Genomic DNA, 26,330 nt, shown 5'->3' with positions numbered 1-26,330 from the left:
AAGGCCTATTTCTCTAAAAACCGAAATTAAGATACATATATGGAGATGTTATAAAACCAGTTACCTTTATTTTTCTATTGCTCGCTACACTTGTTCAATTGTCATGTTCTCATTCGACAATATCTAGAACTCCTGCAGCGTTAGAACAAAGCTGCAATGATTCGATTTATAATATATTGCACTCGAAAAAAGGGAGTGGAACCAACTACTTCTTTCGCTCTGTTGTTAAGTCTTCTGAGTATGTTGATTATCATTTAAATTTAGAAAGAGTGAGCAAGTATATAAGAAGTCTTCCTCATATTTACAGAAATGAATTGAGTGTTAAGTCTATTGGTCATTATGATGGTGAAGATATATTAAGAATTGATATTCCTGGCAGAGGAGCTACGCCAAGAAAAAAGGTTGTAATCACAGCAGGTGTTCATGGAAATGAGTCAGCAGGCGTTGTTACTAGTTTAGAATTTATAAAAAAGAATATCTACAACCCTCATGTCAGAAATAACTTTGATATTGTTATAATTCCTTATCTCAACCCTGGTGGTCTTAAGAATAATTCGAGGAGGCTGAATAATAATATAGACCTCAACAGAACTTTTAAAAAGTCTGCCGAGCAGCGTGTAACTAATATTTTAAGAAGTACACACGAGGATGAACATTTTGACCTTTCATTAGATCTTCATGAAGCACCAACTCGAGATAAATTCTTTATTATCAAGTCTGAAGTCGATGACAACTATCTTACAAAGAATGTTCTCTCTAATATAGATACCAATTACCTTGTTACTGATAAGTTAGGACAATACCCTGGGGAGATGATGTCGGCCACAAGTAATAAAAAGGCCTATGATCTCTACGCTCCAGGTGAAGTGGCTTCAAGTAATATTGGGACCGTTAAGGGCTTTTATAGGCATAATATGAATGTATTCTATTCTTACACTTTAGAAGCACCAGGTAAGTTTGACTTAGATAAGAAGATCGATATTTATACTAATATCGTAGAGTATTACTTTTCTGAGTTTTTAAAAATAAAATAATAGTGCACTTCTTTGTTCGAAAATATGACCTTTTACTGATTTAATCTTAAGAGTTTCTATCACTTATTCATAATAATCTTACTATGTATTTAAACTTAGCTTAAGTATAAAATGATTTTAATTTACTGATCAGCTTAACGATAAATTGGTAAAATATACCTTTAATCTTTTACTGAGGAATGCTGTGAAGTCAATTGGAAGTAAGATATTCTATAAGCTTATTAGCATTGTTTTAGGGTTACTTCTTTTCTTTATTGTATCGCAGTCTTATTGGTCATATAAATCTAAGTTACAGTTATATATTGGCGAATGGACCAAGAATTCACAAATAATTGAAAGGGTTTTTAACGCACGAATTAAAGAGCTCTCCAATGATACAGAGTTTGTTGCAGACTTAAGTGAAGTTCAAAAGCTCGTTGATTATGAAATTGAAGATAAGCGTCTCTACGAGCAATTTTCAAAAATAATGACGGCAAAAGAGATTTATAAGCAAATTAGGATTGTAAGCTTTAAGAAAGGGCGAGAGGTCTTTAGAATTAACTATTCTGATGGAAAAGTTAGTAGAGTTAAAGGTTCTGAGTTACAACAAAAAGAAGATGAAATTTACTTTAAAGAGTTAAAAAGTTTTAGTTCTAGCGATGTTTACTTGTCTCCAGTAAATTTCAATAAAGAAAATAATGAGTTCTCTAGACCTTTGAGCTTAATGTTGCGATCAGCGAAAATTCTATACACAAAGTCTGGTACTCCTTATGGTTTCATAGTCATTAATATGTCGTTACATCATTTGTTTCATAGTTTTGAGACTCTGTTGCAAAAGGATCAAAATGTTCTTTTTATGAATTCATTAAAGGAGCTTGTCTATGATTCAAATAATAGGATCACACTTGATGATAAGACAAACACGTTAACTGTTCCTCCTAAAGAATTTTTAAAGCTTGTTCAAGGTTTAGGAAAAAGTAAAATGGTAGAATTCGACGAAATTGAAGGCATGTATTACACCTTTGGTTCTATCGAATATGGAAGCACAAAATTACAACAAAGAATTTATGTAATATCCTCAATGAATAAGGTCATTTTCTTCAAAAAAGTTTTAGGTGAATTCTTTAAAGATCTTCTTCCAATAAGCATTATGTTTATAATTGTTGTGACGATAACTTATTTTACTCTTAGAAGAGTTTTTAGACCAATTGCTAAGCTTGGTGAACTTGTTTCGAAGTACTATAGCAATAGCGAAATAGGTGCACAAAAATATGATAATGAAGTTGAGGCAATATCCGACTCTCTAATCCAACTCTCTGAAAAGCTAATTAAATCTAATCAAGACTTAAAGTTTCAAAAAGATGCCCTAGATGTGTCAGCAATTGTAGCAGAGACTGATTCAAAAGGGGTTATTACTTATGTTAATGATAAGTTCTGTGAAGTATCTGGATATGAAAAGCATGAATTAATAGGTAGGACTCATCGAGTAGTTAACTCTGGTTTTCATTCTCAATCATTTTTTCGTGATTTTTGGAAAACTCTTAATGAGGGAAGGGTTTGGTCTGGTGTTATTAAAAATCGTACTAAAGAAGGTGAGTACTATTGGGTAGATTCAACTATTGTTCCATTTCTAGATAAAAATGGTCAAATAGTAAAATTTATTTCAATTAGATTCGATATAACGCGTGAGCATCAACAGAAGATGAAGTTGACTGAAGCAAATAGTGAGCTAAAGAAATTCAATTATATTGTGTCTCATGATCTTCGTTCGCCTCTTGTCACAATTGGAGGATTTTCGAAAGTTCTTCGTACCGAATTAAAAGATATCTTGAATAAGAAGCAGGATAGATTCTTTGAAAGAATTACTTACAATATTTCAGTTGTTGATTCTTTACTTTGCAGTTTGCAAGATTTTTCCATGGCCCTTTTAGCAAACCTTAAAATTGAAAAAATAGATACGCGAGAGCTTCTAAAAGAGGTTTTGTCACAAGTTGAAGTTGAATTGGTCTCCGTGAATGGAAGTGTTGATATTCAGATAGAGTGTTCTTATATAACAGGTGATAAAACAAAAATAATGCAAGTTCTATCAAATCTAATAATAAATTCTATAAAATATAAATCTAATGAAAGAAAATTACGATTAATTCTAAGAGTTACTGAAGAAGATGGAAGTTGCATATTTGAAGTCATTGATAATGGTGTTGGCCTTGAGGACGATGAACTGGATATTGTCTTTGATATATTTAAGCAAGTTGGAGATGACTATAATATTAAGGGAAAGGGAATAGGGCTAGCAATTTGTAAAGAGATTGTTTTAGCTCATCATGGAGAGATTTGGACAAGCAGATGTTCTCCTTTTGGAATTTGTGTCACTTTCAAGATTCCTGTTGTCAACGCAGATTCACTTACTCCGTTACCGGAGGCATCATGATGAGCTTTGTGGGCATTGTAGACGATAATTTAGATCATGCAGATCTTTTTTCTGAAATGATCAAAGTTATTGATGATGAAATAATAGTTAAGCACTTCATCAATGGACAAGTTTTTTTAGACTACTTGGACGGCGAGCTTAAACCTGATTTAGTGTTTTTAGATATAACTATGCCCGTTTTAGATGGAAAGAGCACATTAAAGCGTATTCGAGAAAATAATGAAATATCATCAATTCCCGTTGTTATTCTAAGTTCTTCAATTATTGAGGAAGAACGTAATGAGTGTTTAACAATAGGAGCAAATGATTTTCTCATAAAGTCTGTGACTTCTATTGGATTTGATTTGAAAATGAAATATATAATTGAAAAATTTTTATTTAAACTAGGTGATCAAGTATGAAGATATTGTTGATTGAGGATAATATAGACCACTTGGAATTAATTGAGTCTATGCTAGAAGGAATTGCAGAAATTGAATCTACTGGACTAATTTCTAACCTGCAGGAGACAATTGAGCGAGTGAAACCTGATATTTTACTTTGTGATCTTTTCTTAGTAGATGCTACTTCTGCAATGACTCTTGAATTTCTAACTAATGTCTATAATCAATTGCCTGTTATAATATTAACTTCGCTTACTAACGAGGAACTTGGTGTCGAACAAGTTCGCTTAGGTGCGCAAGATTATATTGAGAAGAGTCGTCTTGATAAAGTTTTGTTACAAAAAACTATACAATACGCAATTGAGAGATTCTCTCATATTAGAGAATTAGAGAGCTTGAATGAGAAGCTTTCTGTCTTTACTAAAATGGTTTGTCATGATTTCTCTACACCCCTTAGAAGTATGGAGTCATATCTAAATTATTTTATTGATGAATACAGAGATTGCTTGCCTGAGCAGGCTGTAAAAGACTTAGAGCATATTGAATCACTTTCTAAAAGAGCTCATGAAACTCTCGATGATCTTTACGACTTTTCTACAAGTGTAGGTATCAAGAAAGAGTTATCTCCAATAGAGCTCCACCCATTGGTCGAGTCAGTACTTTTTGATTTGAAGTCTAGAATCATTGAAACTGGGGCCAATATCACATTTTCACAACTTGGATCTGTCAGAAGTTCAAAAAATGAGTTGGCGGTTATTTTCCAAAATATCATTAGTAACGCTATGAAGTTTCCTAAGACCGAGGATATTCCAGTTATTACAATAAAGGGAAGTCAGTTAGCTGATGATGTATATCGTGTAACAATTTGTGATCATGGACAAGGTATTGACCCTGAAGATCAAGCAAAAATATTTGAGCCATTCTACATAGGTCACTCTAAATCTAGTGTTAAAGGAACCGGGCTTGGCCTGGCCACAACTAAGAGGCTATGTGACTACCTTTCCATCGATATCTCACTCGAGAGTGAGCTCGGAAATGGAACATCTTTTCATTTTGATTTTAAGAAGTAATTGATTTTCATTATGGAGTGAAGCCCATCATTATTGTCTCATCTTTGTCCGCACCGGGTCCTTCGTCATCATAAATCATAAAGCACGGATTGGAGCAAACTAGTCTTGTTCCTGCAGCAATTGAAGCACCATCAGTATACTTATAAGAATAAGGGGCAAGTTCGTGGGCCGTTGCATTTCTTGTTAGCTCAAATGTACCTTTATCACTTCCATCTGGTGCCGTTACTGTTATTGTTGTGCCTTGTGCGATAGCAATTACTCCAATATAATCAGCCGGTCTAGGAATACCAAAATGAGTGGCCAGCATATTGATTGGTAAACTTGGAGTGGCGTTAATTCCGTCTTGGTCTGCAATTTGTAACATTGATACTGGCCTATCTGATTTAACTCTTGTGGCCCATCGATTTAGTGAACTTTTAAGGGTTCTACCAGACTCTACTCTTTGATTTATATTTATTGTTGCACTTATATGAACGGCATTATCATTTCTATAGGCATCAACCTTTGTATTATTTTCAACTGATGTAATGTAGTAAGAGTATCCTAGTATATCATTCGCCGCTGGTGTTAGAACTCTGGCATCTTTATCATAGTTAATATTATCAGAGGTTGCTAGGTAATAAACATTGATATTCTGAGTGCTCACAACTTGCCAAGGCCTACCGTCAACGAGATTAACCGTAAACTCATGTACCGTGCCTGCAGGGATATTATAATAATCAACAACATCTAATATCGTGTCTCCGTCTGTGTCTTGTAAAATTTGAACAAACGAAGTTGAACTGATTGCAGCAACGTATACCTTAGGGCTGTTGCCACCATAACGATATTGATAACTCGTAAACTTTGTCCCTGCATAAGCTTCACTGGCCCAAGGAGCTGTTCCATAACCTTGTGTAACAACATAGCAAGCTTTTGTTGACTCTATTTTGTCCCCGTAATCAACCTTGATAGACGAGTCATTAGGGTCTTCAATATTTATGACTTCTCCAGCGTTAACTGTTCCAAGATCTATTGGGTTATTAGGATCTTTTCTTTTAGTCCAAGTTATTTGATTTCCATTTTCAAGAGAAACAAGCTGAGAAGGAGAGTTGTCTCCAACCATTGCCAACTTCGGTAATGTCGCAAGTCCCCCTCCACTTAGAGTAAAGCTTAAGCCGGTGCTAAAGCATGCTGATTCATTTGAGGCTTTATCCTTAACTTTTAGATAGAATTGATTAAGGCCGTTCTCACTACCATCTACTGCCAAACTTGTTAAAATACTAAACTCACCAGATGAGACTGTTCCACTACCAATATTATCTGTGCAGGTCATATCTCTATAAGCCGTAATAATGGCCCCCTCTTCAATTGCACTAATTGTACCAGTGAAAATTGGTGTTGAGTCATTTGATATAGAACCATCATTTGGAGAGTTCATATTCACTGTTAGAGGAGAGCTCGGAGCAGTATGATCCTCAGTATATACTTTAGGTCCAAGGCAATTTGTTACATTCGATAGAAGATCAGTAACTGTGAAGTAGTAAGAGTAGACTCCTTCTGATGCAGGAGTAAAAGTCATATCATGAGTTGTTCCTAGAGACGATTCCGTGCGTATCAGTGTCGAGCAAGAACTATCTGAATAGACCGATATTGTATGGCCACTACTTAGTGCTCCGATACGAATAGTAACACTATTTTGATTTCCATATCCACTGACTGGAGAGATGAAGTCAATGGGTGGCAGTGAAAGGGTTGTATTTTTCTCAACTGTTGCTGTAGCTGACTCAGAGGAATTTCCAAATGAGTCTGATGTTGATGCAGATATTGAGTAATTCCCATCAACCAGGAATGATAGGTTTACTCCAGACTTTACCCATGTTCCCGAATTACAGACGCTAGAATAGGGAATAATATCAATCATTCCAACTATAGGACGACCTTCATCACTACATGTGCCACTTAGTGTATAGAATGATTCGCTAATTTGGCTAATGATCGCAGGTGTATTGATAGTAATTATTGGAACTGTAGTGTCTTTTATTATATTGAGCGAATCACTCTCTCCTGTACTGTTTTCTAGGTGAAGCTCAGTGCTACCTTCGCTTATCCAATTCGAATCAAGTGTAAATGAGAACGAGTCTGACGAACAAGGGGTTGTACTTATTTCAGATGAATCAATTAGAATTCTAACAATATCACCAGAGCATTCTCCAGATATTGTACTATCCTCTGTCGTGTGCCCAGTGATGGAAATACTCGTTAGTGGGCTTGTAATCCTAATATGGCCAGTTGTGGTCTCAATGTAGCTTGGCGTTGGTGCAGGAGCTGGCGTTTGCTCAACACTCTCACCTGAGCCACCACCACTGCATCCATATATAAGACCCAGTACTAAGATGTTTAAAATATAGTAAGTTTTTAAAATATCCATATTCACTCTTTATACTCTATCCTTAGGTTAAATGACCTAGAGTCAAAATATTTGATTTACTTAGATTACAAAAGTTATGACGCTTTGCTTGGGTCGAGCTAAAGATATTTCAATGAAGAATTTGACTTTTTCGCCATGAATAATTGGAGCTATTTACCAGGTATAAGTAATCATTGGAGTTAAGAGTTTTCTTGATTTTAGAAATTTAAGCTAACCTTTATCTAACTATAAGAATAATCCTATAAATTTAAGCTTCTCACCCTTAGAAATTCATTATTAAACTATTGAAACAATCTCAGAACACTTGAAGTTGGCATAGACTTTGTATATATAATTGCATATCTACTTAATAAAACGAGGATTTGATGAGAAATCAACTACTTAGCCTAGCAATTATTTTGACACTGTTTAGTTCTTTTACACTAGCAACTGAGTGTAGTTCTATCGACACAAAAGTAGATATCACTAGTAGTTTTAAAGATGTATATGACATTGCTAATTACACTGCGGCTAATCTTAAAGCTGGTGAGACTATTTATATAACAGATACTAATAGAATGCTTGCTAATGACAAAAGAAAGGTGAAAGACACTCATAATCCAAAATATTTAAATGCTGTTGGTAAACTCAAAGTTATGGTTAATGGAAAATTAGCAAATTGCTCAGCGACTCTTACTGATACAGAAGAGAAACGTTCATCTAGTATTATAAATTCGGCCGAGCATTGTTTTAATGGTAAAGATTTTGATCCTGCAGATATCTCAAGTATCACTTGGGAAACATTTGACAATGATGGAAATAAAATAACTAGAGAAGCCAGAATATTACAATTAGACGAAAAGACTGATACGGCCATCTTAAAGTTGGATAAAGTTGTTCCATTTAATAAAGTTAAGCCACTTCTTGTGCTTGAGGATCTTTACTATCCTACAGAGGGAGATACTATTGAAGACCTTGTTGATATGTGGGGAACTAGTGCAACTTTAGCAGGGTACTCTGCTGATGATCTTAAAGGAAAAGGTGGTAAGGTATTAACATACACAGATAATCTTCTTTTTGAAGACATGGAAGCCACTTATGGTTCTGAAGATGAGGTTGTTACTGAAGTTAAGGCCGTTTCGTTTGGTGGAGCTAGTGGTGGAGCTCTTATTCTAAGACTAAATGAAGAAGCTAGAGAGGAATTATATCTAGACCCAAAGAATGATCAAGAGCTTTACCTTGGTGTCTCAATCTCAGTGAAGTCTTTAGGTGAGGATAGTACAGTCTTATTTCGTTCAGGAATCGCACATGGTTCGTCGCAGACCAATGTTGCTGGTTTTGATAGATTTCTTAAGAATGATTATAAGAAGTTTTATAATTATAATAAGTAGTATCTCTTATGGAAAAAACTTTTATAAGTCTATAATTTCATCGTTTTAAGTGGGGGTTATTATTTCCACAGTGTAAAACCCCTTACTTTTTTGAAATCCAATATTTTCGTTCCGAACTACTTCCACATAAGCTATATCTATTTCCATTTTATCAAAAATATCTTTTACTTATCCTGATATTGTTTAGATAATACCTATAATTTAAACAACTGGAAACTTATGAAAGTATTTATAATTCTTCTTCTATTGTCGCTTCTTACAAATATCGAAACAGAAGCAGTGGCTAACTGTTCTAAGGATGCTGTTTTAAAGAAGTATGAAGCATCTCTTTCTTTGATAGTTACTCAAAATGATAAAATAAAAGACTTCTTAACACATACCAAAACGGAGTCATTCTCTTATTCGCAATTCTTTGGACATGATTTTGATTTATCAAAAACAGCTGATAAAATTGTCACTATAAATGATGTTATCAATAAAGATAATGGGATTCCTAGTGAGTACCAAGGTCTAAAAAACTGCTTAGTCTTACTTAAGATGGAGAAAAGACTGAGCTTGTTAACTAGTATTTCTACAGAATTGCAGAGAAATAAAATTATTTTACTTCAACGTAATGAAGCGCTGAGAGATAGCCTTAGGACTAATCAACTTGCGAAAAATGAGTTACCAGCTTTAAGAGATCAAATTGAAAAAGAAAGTGTCGATACAAAGAATTTACGAGAAAGATTAGAGAATAACTTAATTAAAAGTGAAACAAAGGCCAATAAAGAAAAGGATAATCAAAAGAAGTTACTCCTTAATTATGAGAGTGAACTGACAAAAACTAAGATTGAGCTTCTTAATTTAAGAATAAAGAGCAATGAAGAGTTGCAAATTAAGATTTCAACTTTTGAAAGTGCTACTGCTGAGTTAGCTTCTCTTTCGACTCGATTAAATTTAAAGAATGAAAAAAATATAATTGAGAACTTTGAAGAACTTGAAAAACTTTGGCTTAAGCTTTCGAAAGAGAATTATTCACAACTATTTCATAAAAGAGTGGGATTGAATTTACCATATATTCCTGCTGCACTTAGCGAGGCGAATTTTTCTACTGATGTTAAGGGTCTAAATCTTCAGCGTGAAGAGTTAAATAAGCTTAGAATTGAGATTGTTAAAGAGTATTCAAATAAGAAGAATCAAGAAATAAAACTTCTTAATCAAATCATTTCTAGTAGTAACTATTTAAGAAGCGCTTACTTTAAAGAAATTGGAGGTAGTTACTTATATAAGAAAATGCTATCCCTTAAGTTTTTTACATTGCTTCGAGGAGAGATACTTTCATCTCCACATAGAATTTTAAGTTACTTTTATAGTAAATACTTATTTATCAGTGAAAAATTATCTCTTGGGAAAGAGGGCTACGTTGATATTTCTCTAAAGGTAGGATTTTTTGCACTCCTCTTTTTTGTCTTTGTTACTTTACGTATGCTCTTTTCTAAGTTTAATCACTTTATAGATCAAGTTCTTGGAAAGTTTGCTTCTCACTCTAGAACAAATATTCTTGTTCGAAAAATTATTCTATTTTGGAATAAGATCAGAGATAACTCTGTTTCGTTTTTGTGGCTTCTTACCTTAAGTGTTGGTCAGTATTTTGACCTATTTGAAGGTTTCTATTTGGTTGTGGAAGTCTTTCAGGTTTATTTATTCTCTAAAGTTTTAAAGTCTTTATTAACACTATTTTTAGGTTCTGTTTCAAGATTGGATGTTAGTAGTTTTTCCCAATTTAAAATAAAGGCGAATGAAACTTCTGATGTCTTTAAAAACATTTTTCTCTTTTACTTTTTTACTATGATTGTTCTTGAGGCTTCGGTGGGAAGGGTCTATTTATACACTTTGACAAATTCTATCGTTTTTCTCTACTCCATTTATAAGGTAATAATTGAGTCTTCAAGGTGGGAAGATGAATTTACAAGATTTGCTGAAAAAAAGTTTTCTGGGGCAATCGTCGAGAAGTTCACTATTGCTGTTAAGTATACACCTAAGAGTCTAAGAGCACTGCTCACTTTGCTTTTTATTTTGGTTCTAATGATCTTTGATATTTTTATAAGTCTTACTGAAAACTTTGAGTTATCTAAGAAGATTTCTGCAAACCTATTTAAAAAACAAATTGAGAATGTCGAAGCTGAAGACGGTTCTGATACTCAGATCCCTGCAGATTATTTGGAGCATTTTTCCTTATACTCTCTTAATGAAGAAGCAGAGTATGTAATGTCTTCAAATAATATTGAGCAGACTATTTCTAATGAAATTAAAGAGTGGATTGATTTAAAATCTGATGAGCACTCGCTAGTTGTTTATGGTGATAAAGGTGTAGGAAAGACAACTACTTTGAAAAAGGTAAGTTCTGACTTAGCTTCTACAGAAGATGTCGATATTAAGTATGTGAAGTTACCATCAAAAATAGTTGATAAGAAGACTATACACAAGTTTATAGAATCAATCTTTGGTGATGAAGAGGGCAGTGAGAGCTTTGATATTTATAAATATGATAGAAAGCTTGAAAAGAAGACTGTAGTTGTAGTTGATGAAGCCCAGAATATTTTTCTAACACATACAGGCGGTTTTGAAGCTTATTATGCTCTAGTTAATGTAATAAACTTGAATACAGAAAATATTTTTTGGTTAATGTCATTTAATAAGTATAGCTGGCTTTATTTAGATAGAGCTTTTGGCCGTACACAGTACTTTCGAAATGTTTTTGAAATTAAAGGCTGGAATGATATTAAAATTAAAGAATTGATCATGAAAAGACACACTAAAACTTCTTTTAGGTTGTCGTATGATCTATTAATTAGTGCAACTCGTTCTCAAGATGAAATTGATCGCTATGCCTCAATTGAATCAAAGTTTTTTAAATTACTTTGGGAGCTTTCTAGTGGCAATCCTCGAACAGCAATCTTTTTGTGGATCTCAGCTCTCTCTAGAAAGAATCGAAGTGTTTTTAACGTAAATATTCCAAAGGAGATTGATTTACATGGAATTGAGAAGCTGCCTGATGATTTAATGTTTGTTATTGCTCACGTCCTTAAGCATGAGAATTTGTCTTCTTCAGAAATTGAATCAACAACAAATCTCTCAAAAGGTCTTGTTCGAAACTCAATTAAGCTGGCCCTAGAGAAGAAATTCTTTTTCAAAGACGAACGAAATAGATACATGATTGATATATCAACGCAATATGGAATTATCCGTTATTTAAGAGTGAAAAATTTTATTTATGGAAACTAAGAACGAAGTATCCTTACTCATTTTCGATTTTTTTAAACTAGATAAAGTAGTCCTCTTTATCTTTCTATTTGCCTGTATTTACTTTGTTGTAAAGATAGTCTCTCTATGGTCTGAAAGGCTGCAGTTTAAGTTTGCAGGTAAAAGACTTGTTATTTTACAGATAACTACAGTTTTTTCTTTTGTTTCTTATTTACTCGGCTTCTTAGGATCTTTCTATTATGTATTTCAGCCCTCAAGAGAGCTTTTAGTCGCGGTAGGTGGTTCTGCCGCAGTAGCATTTGGTTTTGCTCTAAAAGATTTGGTCGGATCTATGATTGCTGGATTCATACTTTTATTTGATAGACCGTTTCAGGTAGGAGATAGAGTCAGTTTTGGCGACGTATATGGTGAAATTAAAAATATTGGTCTGCGTTCTGTGAGACTTGTTACTTTAGATGATAATCTTGTCACCATTCCAAATTCAAAGTTTTTAACTGATGTTGTCTCAAGTGGTAATTCTGGTGCACTGGACATGATGGTCGTTGTTTCGTTTCATTTATCTATATTTCAGGATCTTGAGAAAGTGAAGAAACTCTTGCATGAAGTAGTAATAACAAGTAGGTTTGTTTTTCTCGAAAAGCCTGTTTCGATAACTTTTGAAGAGACCCCAGTCTGTAATAACTTTGTCATTAAGGCGAGTGTTAAGGCCTATGTTCTAGATGTTAAGTATGAAAAAGCTCTCATGAGTGATGTAACAGCTAGAGGGAGTAAGATTCTATTAGATAACGGAATAACTAGACCGATTGTGAATACATCGGTTTAACTATGATAATGAGAAGTTTTTTGAATTCTCATATAGCTCCTACTTCGTATAGGAGCTATATAATCCATAAGTTAATTTTGTTAGACTTATTTTTTAGGTGGGTACTTTTTAAATAATTTTTCTATTGTAGACTTGATTACATCGAGTTGCTTTTTCATATTATTACTACGATCAATTGTCTTTGAAGCATGTCCTCTCCAAGCAATTCCTCTAGTGTTCTTATCTAGCATATCAATAACAAAGGAAGCTTGTTCATATTCCATTCTTGTAGAATAGTATGGACCACCTGAACCATAGTAGCCATATGGTCCATGGCCTCGACCCATCCGTGCCGTTGCCCCTCCAATAGTGTAGTAGTCGTAATATTGACTTTGCATAACTTTATTCGAAACATTGATCATATAATTAATATGGACATCCGCTTTATCATAATTGGTTTTTTTAAGTCCTTTGCTCTCTAGCGCCGTCTCAATAGATCTAATAACTTCGGAGTGCATCAGGTCATTAAATTTATTTTCTTTTGATTTTGGTCCTGATTTAATCCAAGAATAGGTTTTGTATTGTGAAAAATCTATCGATTGATTGAAGTTGAAGTCAGTTTTAACACTAGCGCACGACGATAGAAGTAAGACAGATAGTATTGTAAGTAAGTAGTTCATTTCTCTCCATTTAATTTTGAGCAATTAATCTTTATAATTTCTACGATAGTACTGCTTTTTTTGTGGATTTAAAACAGCGTTGTTTTGATTTATGGCCTCATTCCAACACTGAATGATATAAATGATCCTTGGAACTTATCATTCTTACCTACAACAATACCTACTCCTGGTATGGCAACTTGTTTTAAGTAGAGGTAACCACCGATGCCAAAAGAGGAATAGTTAGAAAAAGGACTGTATTTTGAATCGATAACTCCATAATCAAAATAAGGTGCAACTGTCCAAACTCCAAAGTTAGAGAATGCGATAGGGATTTGATAATCTATGGATAGGCTTCCAATATTTTCTGCCCAAAGTCCATTTTCTTGAATACCTCTATAACCTTTGTTACCGCCTATTTTTATTACATCTTTTACACTTGCATTTTGAGAGATACTTGACTTAAGGCCCAGCTGAAGCGCATGTTGCATTAAATAATTCTTTTGATATCTTAAGTTTAATAGCCCTACAGAAACATCATTAAGATCATCAGTTCTTTTGATGTCACGTAAATATTCGAATTCCCCGTCGAATCCTTCATTGAAATAAAACTTGAAATCAGAATTAACATATCTCAGCTTAAGCTCCATTCCATATGATTCATTTGCAGTAGGGACGCTAAAACCACCGAATTCTTTATATTTCTTTTTTAAAAATGTAGCAGATGCACCTAACTCAAAGTCAGTTAAGATCTTATGACCGAACCCTAGCTTGAATCCTGTTTGGGATTCGTTGTAGCTATGGATGATATTCTCTCCCGAATATGATTTTAGGTCTTCGCTTGAGCTAAAAAGTAAAATTTGTGATGTCCAGTCTGTGAGGAGTAATTCTGGGTCTCGGTAAAGTAGAAAGTATGAGTTCACATCACTACCAACTGACGCTCCCAGTATCGCAAATTTTCCTCGGCCAAGAAAATTCCTCTCCATTACAAAAACTCCGTAGGAAGAGGAGTCAGAGCTAACATTTACCTGGGGGATTGGTATAAGTGTCCATCTCTCTTGAACGATTATTTCATCATCTTTAATCTCTACTTTTGAAAAAATTCTCTTATTCATTAAGCATTGTACAAGGTCACTTTTCTTATCTTCAATACATTCTTTGATGAGATGCTTAATATAATCATCTTTAGTTCTCGTGTTGCCAGAAATTTTATATTCCTTAGCAATAGGTGAGAAACAGCAAATGAAGAGAACAAGAGCGAAGAAAATATTTATCATGACATTACCAGTTGATTGCTTACTATTTAGTAAATATTAAAGTAATGCATCTACTAATGAAAGTATTTTTAGCGGGAGAATACAATGTCTAAGCTTTGGATAATGAAACTTGTGTAGTGGCAATATTTTGAAAAAAAGGCCCTGAATAGGGCCTTAGAATAATATTTTAGAAATTTAAGTTAATTAATAGCTGCCAGGCGGACTGCTCGATGCAATAAGTTCTTCGGTAAACGACCTAGCTGAAATTGATAGTTTTAAAAGTAACATTCGGTAATTCCCCTTTCACGTATAGCAAACGTGTAGATTGTAAAAAAGGTTTTGTCCCTTTTGTGTACGAACACTATAACTCGAATTCAGATATTTCGAGTATTCAGCTATTTAGAATATTTTTGAGACCACATTTTTGGCAATTATTTGTGGTTTTAATTTATAATATGGGAAATCAATACTATTTATAGGAATTATTATGAATCCAATTTTACAAACTCTTAAAGAGTTAAACATTAGTGAAGAAAAAATTAGAGAACTATTTAAGGCCCTAACTGAGAACCCTATGATGGCCATGGGTTTAATTTCTCAATTGGGAATTCCACCTGAAAAGCTTCAACTGATCATGAGTACTGTTTTGTCTTCTCCTTCGATTATCAAAGAGGCAGTAGAGGAGTTAGGTCTAGATTTTGATGCTGTAGAAAAGGCCAAAGAAGCACTAAGACCGAAAGAATAGTTTAATAGCTATTAGGGGAGCATTTTAGTCTTCTTAGTTCTTCTCATTCTATTTGAAAAGTATCCGATACTATTTCTATGAAATTAGTATTGTTTCTACTGTTATTATTTCAAATTAATTACTCTTTAGGTTATAGCATTAATCTTGAGGGAGTAGCTTCTTTGAATGATTGCTCTTCGACTAGAGATGAAAAATTCTTTTACTGCAAAGGCGCAGATGGCTCTGTGTACTTAATAAAAGAAAGTCGATGGTCTTATTCAGCTGTTAGAAAGTTGCCCAATGGCAAGCTTAATAGCCTAAAGGTTAATGAAATTTACCATAAAAATGGTGAAGAATTATTTGTTGCCGACTTCTCTAGATCTTCACTTTTTCGACAAGAACAAAGGCCCGAGTTTGTTGGAGACTTGGCCCGATACACTGATGATTTGCGCTCTGTACATAATGATTTTTTCTCTTCAGATGAATATGCGTTGATTGATGGTGATCACAATGAAATCAAAGAGCTTGCACTAAGCATAAAGAATGAAATTGATAGTAAACATGAGTTTTTTGAGAACGCTCTATCACATAAAAATCTTCAATTGGAGCTTGAAAATGGAGATAAGCTGACTTGCACAAGAGATGAAACACTCAAGCAATGTTCATTGTTAGATTGTGGAAAGGATTCTTATGGAAATGATGTTATTTTAATAAGAAATAAAAATGTCTACACAAGTAACTTTGAAACGTTCTTTTTACGAAATGGAAAAATTGCAAAAGATCATGATAATGTTACAAAACTTTTGTCACATTCTAGTCAGCTCTTATTAGAAAAAAATGGGCAAGTTGAGAATAAATCTACTTTCACTAAAGGAATGCTTGTTCCTGCTAAGTATAAGAATTCTCCTGAGTTATATGAAAAGCTCTTAGATAGCTCCTATAAGAAATTTTTAGAAAATCAGGCAGCAAACTGTGGTGATAATACTAAAAAATTATTCTCAGATCTTATCGATCAGGCCCTAGACGATAAAGTTAATGCACAGATGGTCCAGCTTATTGATTTAGCAAATGGGAATCTGGAGAGTAATTACGTAAATAAGGAGTCTTTGCCAGATTACGCTTGTATTTACAATGGAGTTTACTATAGTCCTGAAGGTCATACTATAGCTAGAAATATTGAGAGAATGTCTAAGAAAACGATCTCTATTGATAGAGCAAAAGAGTTATTTAATAAGGCCAAAGCTAGAAAGGATATCGCATGGAATTATACTTTTGATGGTTGCTATGCGCGTGCACATCTCATGGCGCGTATGTTCGAGGAAGAAGGAGTTCATGTTGATAAGGCATGGCTCAGAGGTTCTTTGCAGATTCCTTCAGGCACCCCTCAACAAACTTGGGGGTATCATGTGGCCCCTTTAGTTCATATAGAAAATGACGATGGCAGTGTTGTTGAAATGATTATTGACCCATCAGTGGCGCAAGGTCCTATTGGCCCGAGTGAGTGGGCCGCCATGATGAAAGTCGATTTAAATCAGAGTGATAAAGTCTCCTATCCAACACCGATAAATACAAAGAAATATTCCGGAAGTAGCTACACTGTTACTAATTCTGTTCCTTATTGGCCTGATTTAGATTTATCACTTACTGAAGAGATGAAGACCAAGAAGGCGGTTGAAACTATGGAACAATACACTAGTGGATTAGACCATTGGGGACAGGAGTTTGAGCAGTGGTAAAGTTAGTTCTTCTAGTATTTTTGTGTTTACCCTATAGTTTACAAGCAAAGACCATAACAAAGAAGCTTCATGTTTCTTCTGTTAAAAAAAAATCAGATAATAAGAGCTATAGCGTGCTATTTAAAGAGATGGCAGCTTACTATAGTGCTGAAAAAACTATCGTTAAGTGTTTGTCGCATTCGATTAAGCATAATGTTCCAATCCTAATTATGTGGGATAGCAAGAATTTAAAAATTTTAAAATGTAAGAAGTAGAGCTTATATTTATCTAAATACAATTATTTCTTTAAGAAAATATTCGAAAATCCGATAAAATTGTTATGAATAAGCTGTTAATTCCTATACTTATACTTTTATCATCAAAAACATTATCATGGGAGACTGATAACTTCACTTCAAGAAGATTGATCGAGAAAGTCTCTGAAAAAGAAAAGCTAGATAACCTATTTAGCTTAAATGATAAGATGAATAAAGATATTAGAAAAACTCTAGAGGCATTTTCAAAAGACTATAATTGTCTGGAAGATCAAGAGAAATTAAAAAATAAAAAGGTTCCGCTGATCTATTCTTGGATTGATGACGCCCTTGGTGGAACACATGCTGTGATAGAGCAATTTGCTGAAGAAGGCGGTGTGATGCTCTATGATCATAATAGAGAATGGTTCTCCATGGAGGCCAATTTGATGGGAAAGAACTATGGTCTTCAAGGTGCTTTTAACCTTGATGGTCACGTTATTGGCCCAGATAAAGTAGGTCACTTTGTAGATCAAGGTTTTGATCTTATAACAGAGTTTATAGAAAATGGATCTGATAAAGATGCTTTTAAGATTGCTATGGAAGAAAGTAATGATATGGAAGAGGGTGGATTTGGATTAATGATTTCTGGAGTTAAGTCCTATGGTGATATGGGGGCCAATTTTTCAGGCCTAAAATTCTATCATAATCTATTAAGTGGAGAAAATCCTCAATTAACTTGTGATCCAAAGACAAAGAAGTACAAACTTAATTATGATTTTAATTGGTCTGATTATGTTAATGATAGTTGGGATGAAGGTCTTAATTGTTCATTTTTCGAATCGGTTGATAATCCTTACAAGAGAAAGAAGTTAAAAGATTCAAAAGGCAGAGAGATTGCAACATCTGATATTGAGAAAATTTATCCACCAGCTGATAATGATGAGAAAAATTTTAGAAAGAAATTGGCAGACTTTAAGCCACCGATGTCTTGTCCTGCTTCAAAGGACAAGTGTTCTGCACTAGCTGATATAAATTGTTCTAATTACTTTATTTCGCCGAAGTGTATCAGGCAAGTGGATAAGAAAGTTTCTTGTGAAATAGATACCTTTGATAAACTCTTCTCTGTAGAGAGAAAGAAAAATTATAGCTTCGCCCGTGGCGAAGAGGAGAAGCGAAGTGAAAAACGTCGCGATTATGCTAACTAGTATTTTATTATTTTTAAGCTTTAATGGCCTTGCTAAAGAGTTTAGCTACAAAACTAAAGTAGGGCGTAAAATAGCCTCAGTTTACCAAGAAGAGTTGGGAAATAAGGTCTTTTCTAAGATTCTTCAATGCAAGTCAAAAGAGAAGTCAAAGACTTACTTGAAAGATAGTGTTGAATGTATGTCTAGATATATTGAAAGAGATATCAGTGAGTCTAAAAAAGTGGATTATGTGGTCTTCTTACTTGCTGGTAAGAACTTTTCTTCTTTGGCCAAGTGTGACTTTGAGACTCTCGAGAGACACCCGAGTATAGTTAATTCTGAAAATGAATTTGTTCTTTGCTCTGAGTACGAGAGAGGATCTAGATCAAAGTCTGATACTGCGATTTTTGTTTTCGAAAGATTTGGAAAAGATCTTAGAATAATTAGAATAGAAAACTAATAAATCAGTTATCAAGTTCTGTAAAATATGTAAAAATAGCTTCATAAATTAGATATTGGAGTTATTATTTATCTTAAAGGCGTCTTCGGCATGTTGCCTATTTCAGCAGGTGTCATCCCATTTGGCTTGGTCATGGGGAGTTTAGCGTATTCAGCGAAGCTTACTCTGTTGCAAACTATGTCCATGAATATCTTTGTGTTTGCTGGAGCATCTCAGCTCGCTTCAGTTAATCTTCTTAAAAATGAGACTTCAGTAATTATAGTTATCATAACTGGTCTTATTATAAACCTTAGGTTCGTGCTATATAGCGCAGGGTTAAGTCAGTACTTTTCTAGAAGTAGAATTCTTAGCAAAATTTTTCTTTCTTATTGTATTACCGACCAGTCATACGCATCTCTTGTATCAAATATTGATAAACTAAAGTCAAAAACAGAAGTATTTCAGTTTTATATAGGCACTAGTTTGATGATGACTTTAGTTTGGCAGGTTTCAGTTTTAATTGGCTTTAGTTATGGAAATATTTTGCCAAAGTCTTTTTCCTTAGAATATGCCGTACCTCTTAGCTTTGTCGCACTAGTCATGCCCACAATAAAAAATAAGAGGTATCTTTTTGTTGCGCTTTTTTCATCTTTTCTATCAATTCTATTATTCAAGCTTCCAATGAATCTTGGACTTTTGTTATCTTCTCTTTGCTCCATTTTACTTGCCTACTTTATTTCTAGAAAGCGAGTGTCTAATGATTAGATCAGTTGATTTTTGGATCGTTGTGGGATTTCTGAGTGTTGGAACATTAATTATTCGTTCTAGTGTTATTTTATTATCAAATAAGTTTACTTTTTCAGATAGAGCTAAAGAGATATTTTCATTTATTCCTGCCGCTGTAATTCCGGCCATAATTATGCCTATGGTCTTTTTTCATAAAGGTGAGGTTGATGTACTACTTGGGAAGGAGAGAATGCTAGTTCTTACATTTTCTGCCATTATTTGTTACCTAACTAAAAGTATGCTCATTACTATTTTATTCGGTCTAATCTGTCTTTATCTCACTCTAGTCTTCAATTCTAGTTTCTAATTATTATTTGTAATTTGAGAGTAAATAACTGTAAAATATCATATATTTAACACTCTGGGATTTATGAATAATAAAAATACAAATTTACTTTTCACCATTGCGCAATTTTTAAAATTTAAAGTAGAAAGATTTCTAATACGAGGTCCGTTTTTTCAGGTTATTTTTATCGCTCTTTTAATTGGATTAATTTCAATTATCTCAGGGCGTATTTTATCAATTATTGATCCATCAGAAACCGATTTGATTAAAAACTCTTGGTGGGCATTTTTAAGGTTGAGTGACCCAGGCTATCTAGGGGATGATAATGGTCTTGGACGTCGAATCTTGGCCACTTTTGTTACTCTCTTAGGTTATGTTCTCTTTATGGGATCTTTGGTCGCGATTATGACTCAGTGGTTATATCGAATTATGAAAAAGCTAGAAAGTGGCTTTACACCGATTACTATAAAAGGGCATATTTCTATCTTGGGTTATACAAACAGAACACCGATTATCGTTAAGCAGGTTTTGAATTCTAAAGGTCGTCTACTTAGATTTTTAAAAAGAAATAGAGGTGCTGACCCAACTATTGTAATTTTAAATAAAGAAGTTAGTCACGAACTTACAGAAGATCTAACAACTCAATTAAGTTCAATTTCTAAGATGAAAAAGGTCATATTTCGAACAGGTGATCCAATGAAAAGTGATGACCTTGCAAGAATTAGTGTTGAAAATAGCTCTGCTGTTATCATTCCATCTACTATCTATGGCGGTAGTACTGGGGAGAGTTCTGATACTAGGGCCATAAAATCATTAATGTCCATTAAAAATAGGGCCGAGCAAAAGTCTATAAATTTGCCCAAGGTTGTTGTCGAAATCCTAGATCCTAATAAGGCCGATATTGCAAAAGCTGCTTATGACCACAATCTTGAAATTGTTTTAAGTAGAAGTATCATCGCCAGAATGATGGCACAGAATATTCAAAACCCAGGACTTTCATTTGTTATTTCTGAATTATTAACTCAAGATCATGGGAGTCAGATTTATCTTAAAAGTTTCCCTCAATTAGATGGTAAGACATGGGGAGATATTAGATATTGTTTTGGAGCTTCGTTAGCGATAGGTTTTATCAGTTCCCACTCAGGCAAGTGTCTTATAAAGCCACAAATGAATGATATTCTTGCTAAAGATGATACTATTGTATTTATTGCAACATCATTTGAGTCGATTGAGTATAAGGCCATTAGTAGTGTTGTCAATAACTCTAAGTCTTTTGAGCTTGACTTGGGTTCTAAGGACAAGAGAAAATTACTAATTCTAGGTTGGAGTGAGAAGGTTCCATATCTATGCTATGAGTTATTAGTTTCGAACAAAACTGACTATTCAATTGTTGTTCTTTCCTCCTTTAATAAAGATGTTAGAAAAAGATCACTTGATAATTATCTTGATAAGGGAATGTTAGGTAAGATCGTTAATATTGAAGCAGACTTTACTTCTTCTAAAGATATGGCGAATATCAATATTTCTGAGTTTAGTAATATAGTTTTTCTTGCTAGTGATCGTGCAAATCATGGTGAAGATGCAGATGCTAGGTCAATTTTTGGAATATTGCAGTTGAGAAATTTATTTAAGAATAAAATTCATGCACCTGTACTTGTTGAGCTGGCACAATCTGAAAATGAAAAACTTTTCTCTAATCGACCAGGCGAAACTATAATTAGCCCTATTATAGTAAGTTATATTTTGAGTAATGTCGCTTTGAGACCAGATTTAAATATTGTTTTTGACAGTCTCTTCAACGCCGGTGGAGCTGATTTCAGGTTCGTTGAATCTGCTAAGTTAGGTCTAAGTGGAGATATACGCTTTAGTGATATTTCGAAGATTTGTGATGAACACTCGATGATTGCTATTGGTGTCGCTGGATCTGACGCGAGTAGTATCGATCTAAATCCAACCGCGCAAACAGTATTTAAGTGTGTTGAAAATTTAAAAATAATTGTAATTTTTTAGAAAAGTAAGGTCGTAATGAGCGTTTTCAATTTAGATAATTTTATATCAAGTTTCGTAATCCTTTGGGCCGTTATTGACCCATTTGGAACTGTTCCAGTTTTTATAACTGTAACAAAAGGCTATGATGAGATTGAAAAAAGGAAAATTGCGAGATTCTCTTCTATTGTTGCTTTTTGTATCTTACTTTTCTTTATGATCGTCGGTGAGTATATTCTAAAGCGTGTTGGAGTTCCGCTTGCTGCTTTCCAGATTTCTGGTGGTGTCATACTTTTTCTTTTTGCTTCAAATATGATCTTTGGTAGTAGTAAGCCAGAAGAAGAAATACAACTGGTCCAGGATGAGAAAGAAACGGCTATTTTTCCACTTGCAATCCCATCGATTGCTGGGCCTGGAGCAATACTTGCTGTAGTACTCTTGGCCGATACAACACGTAATTCGTTTGCAAGTATGTTATTTACAATCTTTATTTTAATTATAGTTTTACTCATTAACTTTATTCTAATGTTATTGTCTTCGAAGATTCATAAGCGCATTGGTAATTCTGGAGCAATCGTTATATCTAAGGTTATGGGGTTGATTCTTGCTTCCATGGCCGCAAATAATATATTACTTGGAATTAAAGAGTTCTTTAAAATAGTATAGCTCTCTTGTTAGTTATTCTACTATACTTGAGCTACAAATCTAAACTAAGTTAATCAATCTAAATTTTTTATAAAATTATTGCAAACATTTCAATGACCAAAACTCAGTTCCGATACCCTTATTAACGAGGTATTTATGAGTAAGAAAAAAGACATTTCAAGAAGAGATTTTCTAACTAAAACGGGTGGATGTAGCTTAGCGCTATTGAGTTGTCCGGCCATTATAGCTAATAGAAGACCAACGTTGCGAGTTCTTGGTACTCATGTAACTCTACAAGAGCAATTGAGAAAGATGGCCATGAAGGATCTTGGTATAAATCTAGAGTTTGAACCAAAAGGTAGCGCGGCCGTTCTTCAAAAAGCAGCTTCGAACCCAAGCTCGTTTGATTTATATGAACAATGGTCTGACAGTATTAATATACTATGGCAAGCCAAGTCTATCCAGTCACTTGATACTAAAAGAATTGCAAACTGGAATGAAATCAATTCTTTGTCTAAAACTGGAAAGGTTTCATTAGATGGTAAGATTGGTCTTGGAGATTCTCCCCATAAGCTACTTTATGTTCAACAAGATGGGTCTTTAGGTGAGAGATTATCAGATTCTGTTAGCTTTCTTCCCTATGTCCATAATGTTGATTCATTTGGATACAATACTAAGTTTATTGAAAAGGGGACGGCCTATGAAACTGAAAGCTGGGCATGGTTATTAGATGATCGCTATAAGGGTAAGGTTGGAATTATTAATGCTCCAACAATAGGGATATTTGATTGCGCACTCGCCGCGCAAGCCGCTGGTCTGATGAAATTTGCTAATATTGGTAATATGAGCATAACTGAAATTGATCAACTCTTTTCAATATTGGTTGCAAAAAAGGAAAGTGGACACTTTTCAGGCTTTTGGGGGTCAGTTCCCCAGTCAGTCGACTATATGGTTGATGAAAGAGTGTGGCTTGAGAGTATGTTTTCACCAGGAGTTTCTTCAGCTAGAGGCAAAGGTGTGAAGGTTACCTATGCATCTCCTAAGGAGGGATATAGAGCATGGCAGGGGGTACTTTGTTTATCATCTAAGACAAATGGCCAAATAAAGGATGTTGCCTATGAATATTTGAATTGGTGGCTCTCTGGTCAACCTGGAGCATTTATAGCACGTCAAGGGTATTACATATCTAATCCACAAAGGTCCAGGCCGTTCATGAAAGTCAGTGAATGGGATTATTGGTATGAAGGAAAGGCCGCCAGTGAGGATCTTAGAGGTACAGATGGAAAAATATCTGTTTATAAAGGAGAGCTTAGAGACGGAGGTTCTTACTTAAAAAGATTTAGTAATATTGCAGTATGGAATACTGTTATGGATAACTACGATTATAGTTTAGAAAAGTGGTATGAGTTTTTGAATTCTTAAATATGTTTAACTGGATTAAAAGTACTTCTATTAAAATAAAAATCATTACAGGATTAATATTAATCTTTTTGATTTTTTGTTTTCAATCTTTTCTTGCATTTAGCTCATTTAAAGAGATTGAAAAGTCGTTTAATGACTTAAGCCTTATTTCTAAAGAAAGTATAAATATTTTAAATATTGATAAAGAGCTATTAAACCTTCAACGTCTTGCTTTGGTCTACTCTAACTCGGGAAGCAAAAGTGTGCTCAGACAGATGCTTAAAAAACAAAATGAGATTCTGCTAGATCTAGATGAGGCGAGAAAACTTTCACGTAATGAATTCAGTACAGATATGATTTCAAAAATGGTAAAATTATTAATCGAGTATAAAGAAAATATTTTGCAACTTGGACAGAAATTTCTATATAAAGAGAAGTTGCTTAATCTGGAATTACCTAATGTTTTTGATAAAGGTATTGAGAATATAAACAGAATTCATAAATCTGTGAGTACAGATTATAAAGCACTGTCACGATCACAACAGTTGCACCAGCAGTGGTTAGAAATTAATATTAGCGCGATTTCATATTTAAGAGATCGCAAATATAGTCAAAGAGATAAGGTCTATAAAAATATAGATTTAATACTTAAAGAAAAACACAGCTTCTCGCCAAATTATAACAACTTAATAAAGACGAATGCACGTTCCTATTTAGTTATTTTTGAGAAGTCTGTACAGGCCAATAGAATATTTCTCTCTTTAATAAATGTGGTCATGGCCGGTCAATCATTAGAATTATTGTCATTATCACATGAGCTAAGAAATCATACGTTACAAGAATTTGACACCCTCAAACTTAATAATAGAGTGCTAATCGAAAATAGAAGTAAAACGTTAATAATAATTATGCTTCTTAGTGCTCCATTTTTACTAATCATTTCATTCTTCTTTGTTGATAATATTTCTAAGGGGATTCATCTTATAACTCTAACATTTGATAAGTTTCTTGAAGGTGATTTTAATAAAAGTGTACCCGGTTTAGATAGAAATGATGAAATTGGTAAGCTTGCAAAAGCTGCAGAGAAATTTAAATTATTAAACAAAGAACTCAGTGAGGCCATAGTTGTAGCTCAAAAGTCTTCTGATATTAAAAGTGAGTTCTTAGCAAATATGAGCCATGAGATTCGTACGCCGATGAACGGTGTACTGGGGATGATTGAAATTCTTAAAGAGAGTGATCTTAGCAAAGAGCAATCTGATATGATAAAAACTATATCATCAAGTGGTAAAATCCTGTCTCAAGTTATAAATGATATCTTAGATATAAGTAAGTCCGATGCGGGTAAGATTAGTTTAGAGTATCGGGCCTTTAGTTTTAAGGATTGTGTTGAAGAAATACGTTTATTATTTATCTCAAATATTAATGAAAAAAATATTTCTTTAAAAGTTAATATAGATTCAAACTTGAAAGATATGTACTTGCTTGGTGATGTTGTTAGAGTAAAGCAAATCTTAGTGAATTTAGTTGGAAACGCAATTAAATTCACTGAAGAAGGGAAAGTTGAACTTATTATGCAGATACTTGATCTAAATCAAGATGTATGCAAATTAAGAATCACTGTTAAAGACACTGGGGTTGGTATAGCTGAACAATCTCAGAAAAGTCTGTTTGACGCATTTTCTCAGGCCGATACTTCTATTACACGAAGGTTTGGAGGGACAGGACTTGGCCTTGCTATATCTCAGAAACTTGCAAATTTAATGGGATCTAAGATACAGTTCACTAGTAAAGAAGGTGTTGGGACTGAATTCTTTTTTAATCTCACTTTACAGATTTCGAATGAATCATCTTTGGAAGTTGAAAATACTCTGAATTGTGATAATTCTTTTGCTTATAATATTCTTTTGGTTGAAGATAATGCAATCAATATTAAGGTGGCATCTAAGTTTATGGAGATGTACGCATCAAATATAGATTGTGCAACAAATGGGGCAATTGCAGTAGAGTTATGCAAAAGTAATGTGTACGATATTGTTTTCATGGATATGCATATGCCAATTATGGGTGGTGTTGAAGCTTGCATAGAAATAAAAAAGAATCCTGCTTACAGAAATATTCCTGTAGTCGCCCTTACTGCCAATGTTTTAAATGAAGATCGACAAAAGTGTTTCGATGCTGGGATGATCTTCTTCTTAACGAAACCTATTTCAAGACAAGAATTGTCTGAAGTATTTGTAAAGATTAAGCAAGGTCAAAAAGCGGCATAG

General features: G+C 34.0%; 21 protein-coding genes. 18 read left to right on the top strand and 3 right to left on the bottom strand.

Annotated elements, in window-relative coordinates; translation table 11 throughout:
* Positions 1–98 precede the first annotated feature (98 nt).
* From DPQ89_RS07415 to DPQ89_RS07400, 4 genes are all read left to right on the top strand, one after another.
* Complete coding sequence (locus DPQ89_RS07415) at positions 99–1,034, top strand: DUF2817 domain-containing protein (RefSeq protein WP_164848298.1); 936 nt, start codon at positions 99–101, stop codon at positions 1,032–1,034.
* A 184-nt stretch (positions 1,035–1,218) separates the two neighbouring features.
* Complete coding sequence (locus tag DPQ89_RS07410; RefSeq protein WP_127716290.1) at positions 1,219–3,444, top strand: ATP-binding protein; 2,226 nt, start codon at positions 1,219–1,221, stop codon at positions 3,442–3,444.
* Entirely contained in the window at positions 3,441–3,845 is a 405-nt protein-coding gene (locus DPQ89_RS07405; RefSeq protein ID WP_164848297.1) for a response regulator, read from the top strand. Before DPQ89_RS07410 ends, DPQ89_RS07405 begins: the two co-directional genes overlap by 4 nt.
* Positions 3,842–4,897 (top strand): ATP-binding protein, encoded by a 1,056-nt coding sequence (locus tag DPQ89_RS07400; protein ID WP_127716288.1) that lies wholly within the window; start codon positions 3,842–3,844, stop codon positions 4,895–4,897. The genes DPQ89_RS07405 and DPQ89_RS07400 overlap by 4 nt, the downstream gene beginning before the upstream one ends.
* Positions 4,898–4,907: 10 nt before the next feature.
* Here DPQ89_RS07400 and DPQ89_RS07395 read toward each other — a convergent pair whose 3' ends face one another.
* Complete coding sequence (locus tag DPQ89_RS07395; protein ID WP_127716287.1) at positions 4,908–7,307, bottom strand: hypothetical protein; 2,400 nt, start codon at positions 7,305–7,307, stop codon at positions 4,908–4,910.
* 365 nt (positions 7,308–7,672) lie between these two features.
* Between DPQ89_RS07395 and DPQ89_RS07390 the strand changes: the two genes are divergently transcribed.
* From DPQ89_RS07390 to DPQ89_RS07380, 3 genes are all read left to right on the top strand, one after another.
* The gene (locus DPQ89_RS07390) at positions 7,673–8,677 is read left to right on the top strand and encodes a hypothetical protein (RefSeq protein ID WP_127716286.1); all 1,005 of its coding nucleotides are present in this window, start codon (positions 7,673–7,675) and stop codon (positions 8,675–8,677) included.
* A 219-nt stretch (positions 8,678–8,896) separates the two neighbouring features.
* Positions 8,897–11,941 (top strand): AAA family ATPase, encoded by a 3,045-nt coding sequence (locus tag DPQ89_RS07385; RefSeq protein ID WP_127716285.1) that lies wholly within the window; start codon positions 8,897–8,899, stop codon positions 11,939–11,941.
* A complete protein-coding gene (locus DPQ89_RS07380; protein ID WP_127716284.1) occupies positions 11,931–12,743 on the top strand; it encodes a mechanosensitive ion channel family protein in 813 nt (270 codons plus the stop codon). Before DPQ89_RS07385 ends, DPQ89_RS07380 begins: the two co-directional genes overlap by 11 nt.
* 86 nt (positions 12,744–12,829) lie before the next feature.
* On the opposite strand, the gene DPQ89_RS07375 is transcribed toward DPQ89_RS07380, so the two are convergent.
* Positions 12,830–13,402 (bottom strand): DUF4136 domain-containing protein, encoded by a 573-nt coding sequence (locus DPQ89_RS07375; RefSeq protein ID WP_127716283.1) that lies wholly within the window; start codon positions 13,400–13,402, stop codon positions 12,830–12,832.
* An 89-nt stretch (positions 13,403–13,491) separates the two neighbouring features.
* Positions 13,492–14,658, bottom strand: coding sequence for a BamA/TamA family outer membrane protein (locus DPQ89_RS07370; RefSeq protein ID WP_127716282.1), 1,167 nt, complete (start codon positions 14,656–14,658; stop codon positions 13,492–13,494).
* 466 nt (positions 14,659–15,124) lie between these two features.
* Here DPQ89_RS07370 and DPQ89_RS07365 point away from each other — a divergent pair, with 466 nt between their 5' ends.
* The 11 genes from DPQ89_RS07365 (at position 15,125) to DPQ89_RS07315 (ending at position 26,330) form a co-directional block, all read left to right on the top strand.
* Positions 15,125–15,382, top strand: coding sequence for a DUF2999 family protein (locus DPQ89_RS07365; RefSeq protein ID WP_127716281.1), 258 nt, complete (start codon positions 15,125–15,127; stop codon positions 15,380–15,382).
* Between the two features lie 77 nt (positions 15,383–15,459).
* Positions 15,460–17,097, top strand: a complete 1,638-nt coding sequence (locus DPQ89_RS07360; RefSeq protein WP_127716280.1) for a protein-glutamine glutaminase family protein — start codon at positions 15,460–15,462, stop codon at positions 17,095–17,097.
* A complete protein-coding gene (locus tag DPQ89_RS07355) occupies positions 17,091–17,351 on the top strand; it encodes a hypothetical protein (protein ID WP_127716279.1) in 261 nt (86 codons plus the stop codon). The genes DPQ89_RS07360 and DPQ89_RS07355 overlap by 7 nt, the downstream gene beginning before the upstream one ends.
* Positions 17,352–17,416: 65 nt before the next feature.
* Positions 17,417–18,538, top strand: a complete 1,122-nt coding sequence (locus DPQ89_RS07350) for a hypothetical protein (protein WP_127716278.1) — start codon at positions 17,417–17,419, stop codon at positions 18,536–18,538.
* Positions 18,510–18,977, top strand: a complete 468-nt coding sequence (locus tag DPQ89_RS07345) for a hypothetical protein (RefSeq protein WP_127716277.1) — start codon at positions 18,510–18,512, stop codon at positions 18,975–18,977. The genes DPQ89_RS07350 and DPQ89_RS07345 overlap by 29 nt, the downstream gene beginning before the upstream one ends.
* A gap of 90 nt (positions 18,978–19,067) precedes the next feature.
* A complete protein-coding gene (locus tag DPQ89_RS07340) occupies positions 19,068–19,721 on the top strand; it encodes an AzlC family ABC transporter permease (protein ID WP_127716276.1) in 654 nt (217 codons plus the stop codon).
* Positions 19,714–20,049: an AzlD domain-containing protein gene (locus tag DPQ89_RS07335; RefSeq protein ID WP_127716275.1), complete on the top strand. Its 336-nt coding sequence runs from the start codon at positions 19,714–19,716 to the stop codon at positions 20,047–20,049. Before DPQ89_RS07340 ends, DPQ89_RS07335 begins: the two co-directional genes overlap by 8 nt.
* Before the next feature lie 63 nt (positions 20,050–20,112).
* Positions 20,113–22,038: a hypothetical protein gene (locus DPQ89_RS07330; RefSeq protein WP_127716274.1), complete on the top strand. Its 1,926-nt coding sequence runs from the start codon at positions 20,113–20,115 to the stop codon at positions 22,036–22,038.
* A gap of 15 nt (positions 22,039–22,053) precedes the next feature.
* Positions 22,054–22,680, top strand: a complete 627-nt coding sequence (locus tag DPQ89_RS07325; RefSeq protein ID WP_127716273.1) for a MarC family protein — start codon at positions 22,054–22,056, stop codon at positions 22,678–22,680.
* A gap of 135 nt (positions 22,681–22,815) precedes the next feature.
* Positions 22,816–24,081: a PotD/PotF family extracellular solute-binding protein gene (locus DPQ89_RS07320; protein WP_127716272.1), complete on the top strand. Its 1,266-nt coding sequence runs from the start codon at positions 22,816–22,818 to the stop codon at positions 24,079–24,081.
* Between the two features lie 2 nt (positions 24,082–24,083).
* The gene (locus DPQ89_RS07315; RefSeq protein WP_127716271.1) at positions 24,084–26,330 is read left to right on the top strand and encodes an ATP-binding protein; all 2,247 of its coding nucleotides are present in this window, start codon (positions 24,084–24,086) and stop codon (positions 26,328–26,330) included.

The sequence above is a fragment of the Halobacteriovorax sp. HLS genome (genome assembly GCF_004006665.1).
Taxonomy (GTDB): domain Bacteria; phylum Bdellovibrionota; class Bacteriovoracia; order Bacteriovoracales; family Bacteriovoracaceae; genus Halobacteriovorax.
This window is presented reverse-complemented; position numbering and strand designations above follow the sequence as displayed.

Coding starts and splice junctions, on each gene's coding strand:
- DPQ89_RS07395 (WP_127716287.1), bottom strand. CDS start 7,307: ATGGATATTTTAAAAACTTACTATATTTTAAACATCTTAGTACTGGGT.
- DPQ89_RS07390 (WP_127716286.1), top strand. CDS start 7,673: ATGAGAAATCAACTACTTAGCCTAGCAATTATTTTGACACTGTTTAGT.
- DPQ89_RS07380 (WP_127716284.1), top strand. CDS start 11,931: ATGGAAACTAAGAACGAAGTATCCTTACTCATTTTCGATTTTTTTAAA.
- DPQ89_RS07330 (WP_127716274.1), top strand. CDS start 20,113: ATGAATAATAAAAATACAAATTTACTTTTCACCATTGCGCAATTTTTA.
- DPQ89_RS07340 (WP_127716276.1), top strand. CDS start 19,068: ATGTTGCCTATTTCAGCAGGTGTCATCCCATTTGGCTTGGTCATGGGG.
- DPQ89_RS07375 (WP_127716283.1), bottom strand. CDS start 13,402: ATGAACTACTTACTTACAATACTATCTGTCTTACTTCTATCGTCGTGC.
- DPQ89_RS07400 (WP_127716288.1), top strand. CDS start 3,842: ATGAAGATATTGTTGATTGAGGATAATATAGACCACTTGGAATTAATT.
- DPQ89_RS07315 (WP_127716271.1), top strand. CDS start 24,084: ATGTTTAACTGGATTAAAAGTACTTCTATTAAAATAAAAATCATTACA.
- DPQ89_RS07365 (WP_127716281.1), top strand. CDS start 15,125: ATGAATCCAATTTTACAAACTCTTAAAGAGTTAAACATTAGTGAAGAA.
- DPQ89_RS07350 (WP_127716278.1), top strand. CDS start 17,417: ATGAATAAGCTGTTAATTCCTATACTTATACTTTTATCATCAAAAACA.
- DPQ89_RS07405 (WP_164848297.1), top strand. CDS start 3,441: ATGATGAGCTTTGTGGGCATTGTAGACGATAATTTAGATCATGCAGAT.
- DPQ89_RS07320 (WP_127716272.1), top strand. CDS start 22,816: ATGAGTAAGAAAAAAGACATTTCAAGAAGAGATTTTCTAACTAAAACG.
- DPQ89_RS07385 (WP_127716285.1), top strand. CDS start 8,897: ATGAAAGTATTTATAATTCTTCTTCTATTGTCGCTTCTTACAAATATC.
- DPQ89_RS07370 (WP_127716282.1), bottom strand. CDS start 14,658: ATGATAAATATTTTCTTCGCTCTTGTTCTCTTCATTTGCTGTTTCTCA.
- DPQ89_RS07325 (WP_127716273.1), top strand. CDS start 22,054: ATGAGCGTTTTCAATTTAGATAATTTTATATCAAGTTTCGTAATCCTT.
- DPQ89_RS07360 (WP_127716280.1), top strand. CDS start 15,460: ATGAAATTAGTATTGTTTCTACTGTTATTATTTCAAATTAATTACTCT.
- DPQ89_RS07335 (WP_127716275.1), top strand. CDS start 19,714: ATGATTAGATCAGTTGATTTTTGGATCGTTGTGGGATTTCTGAGTGTT.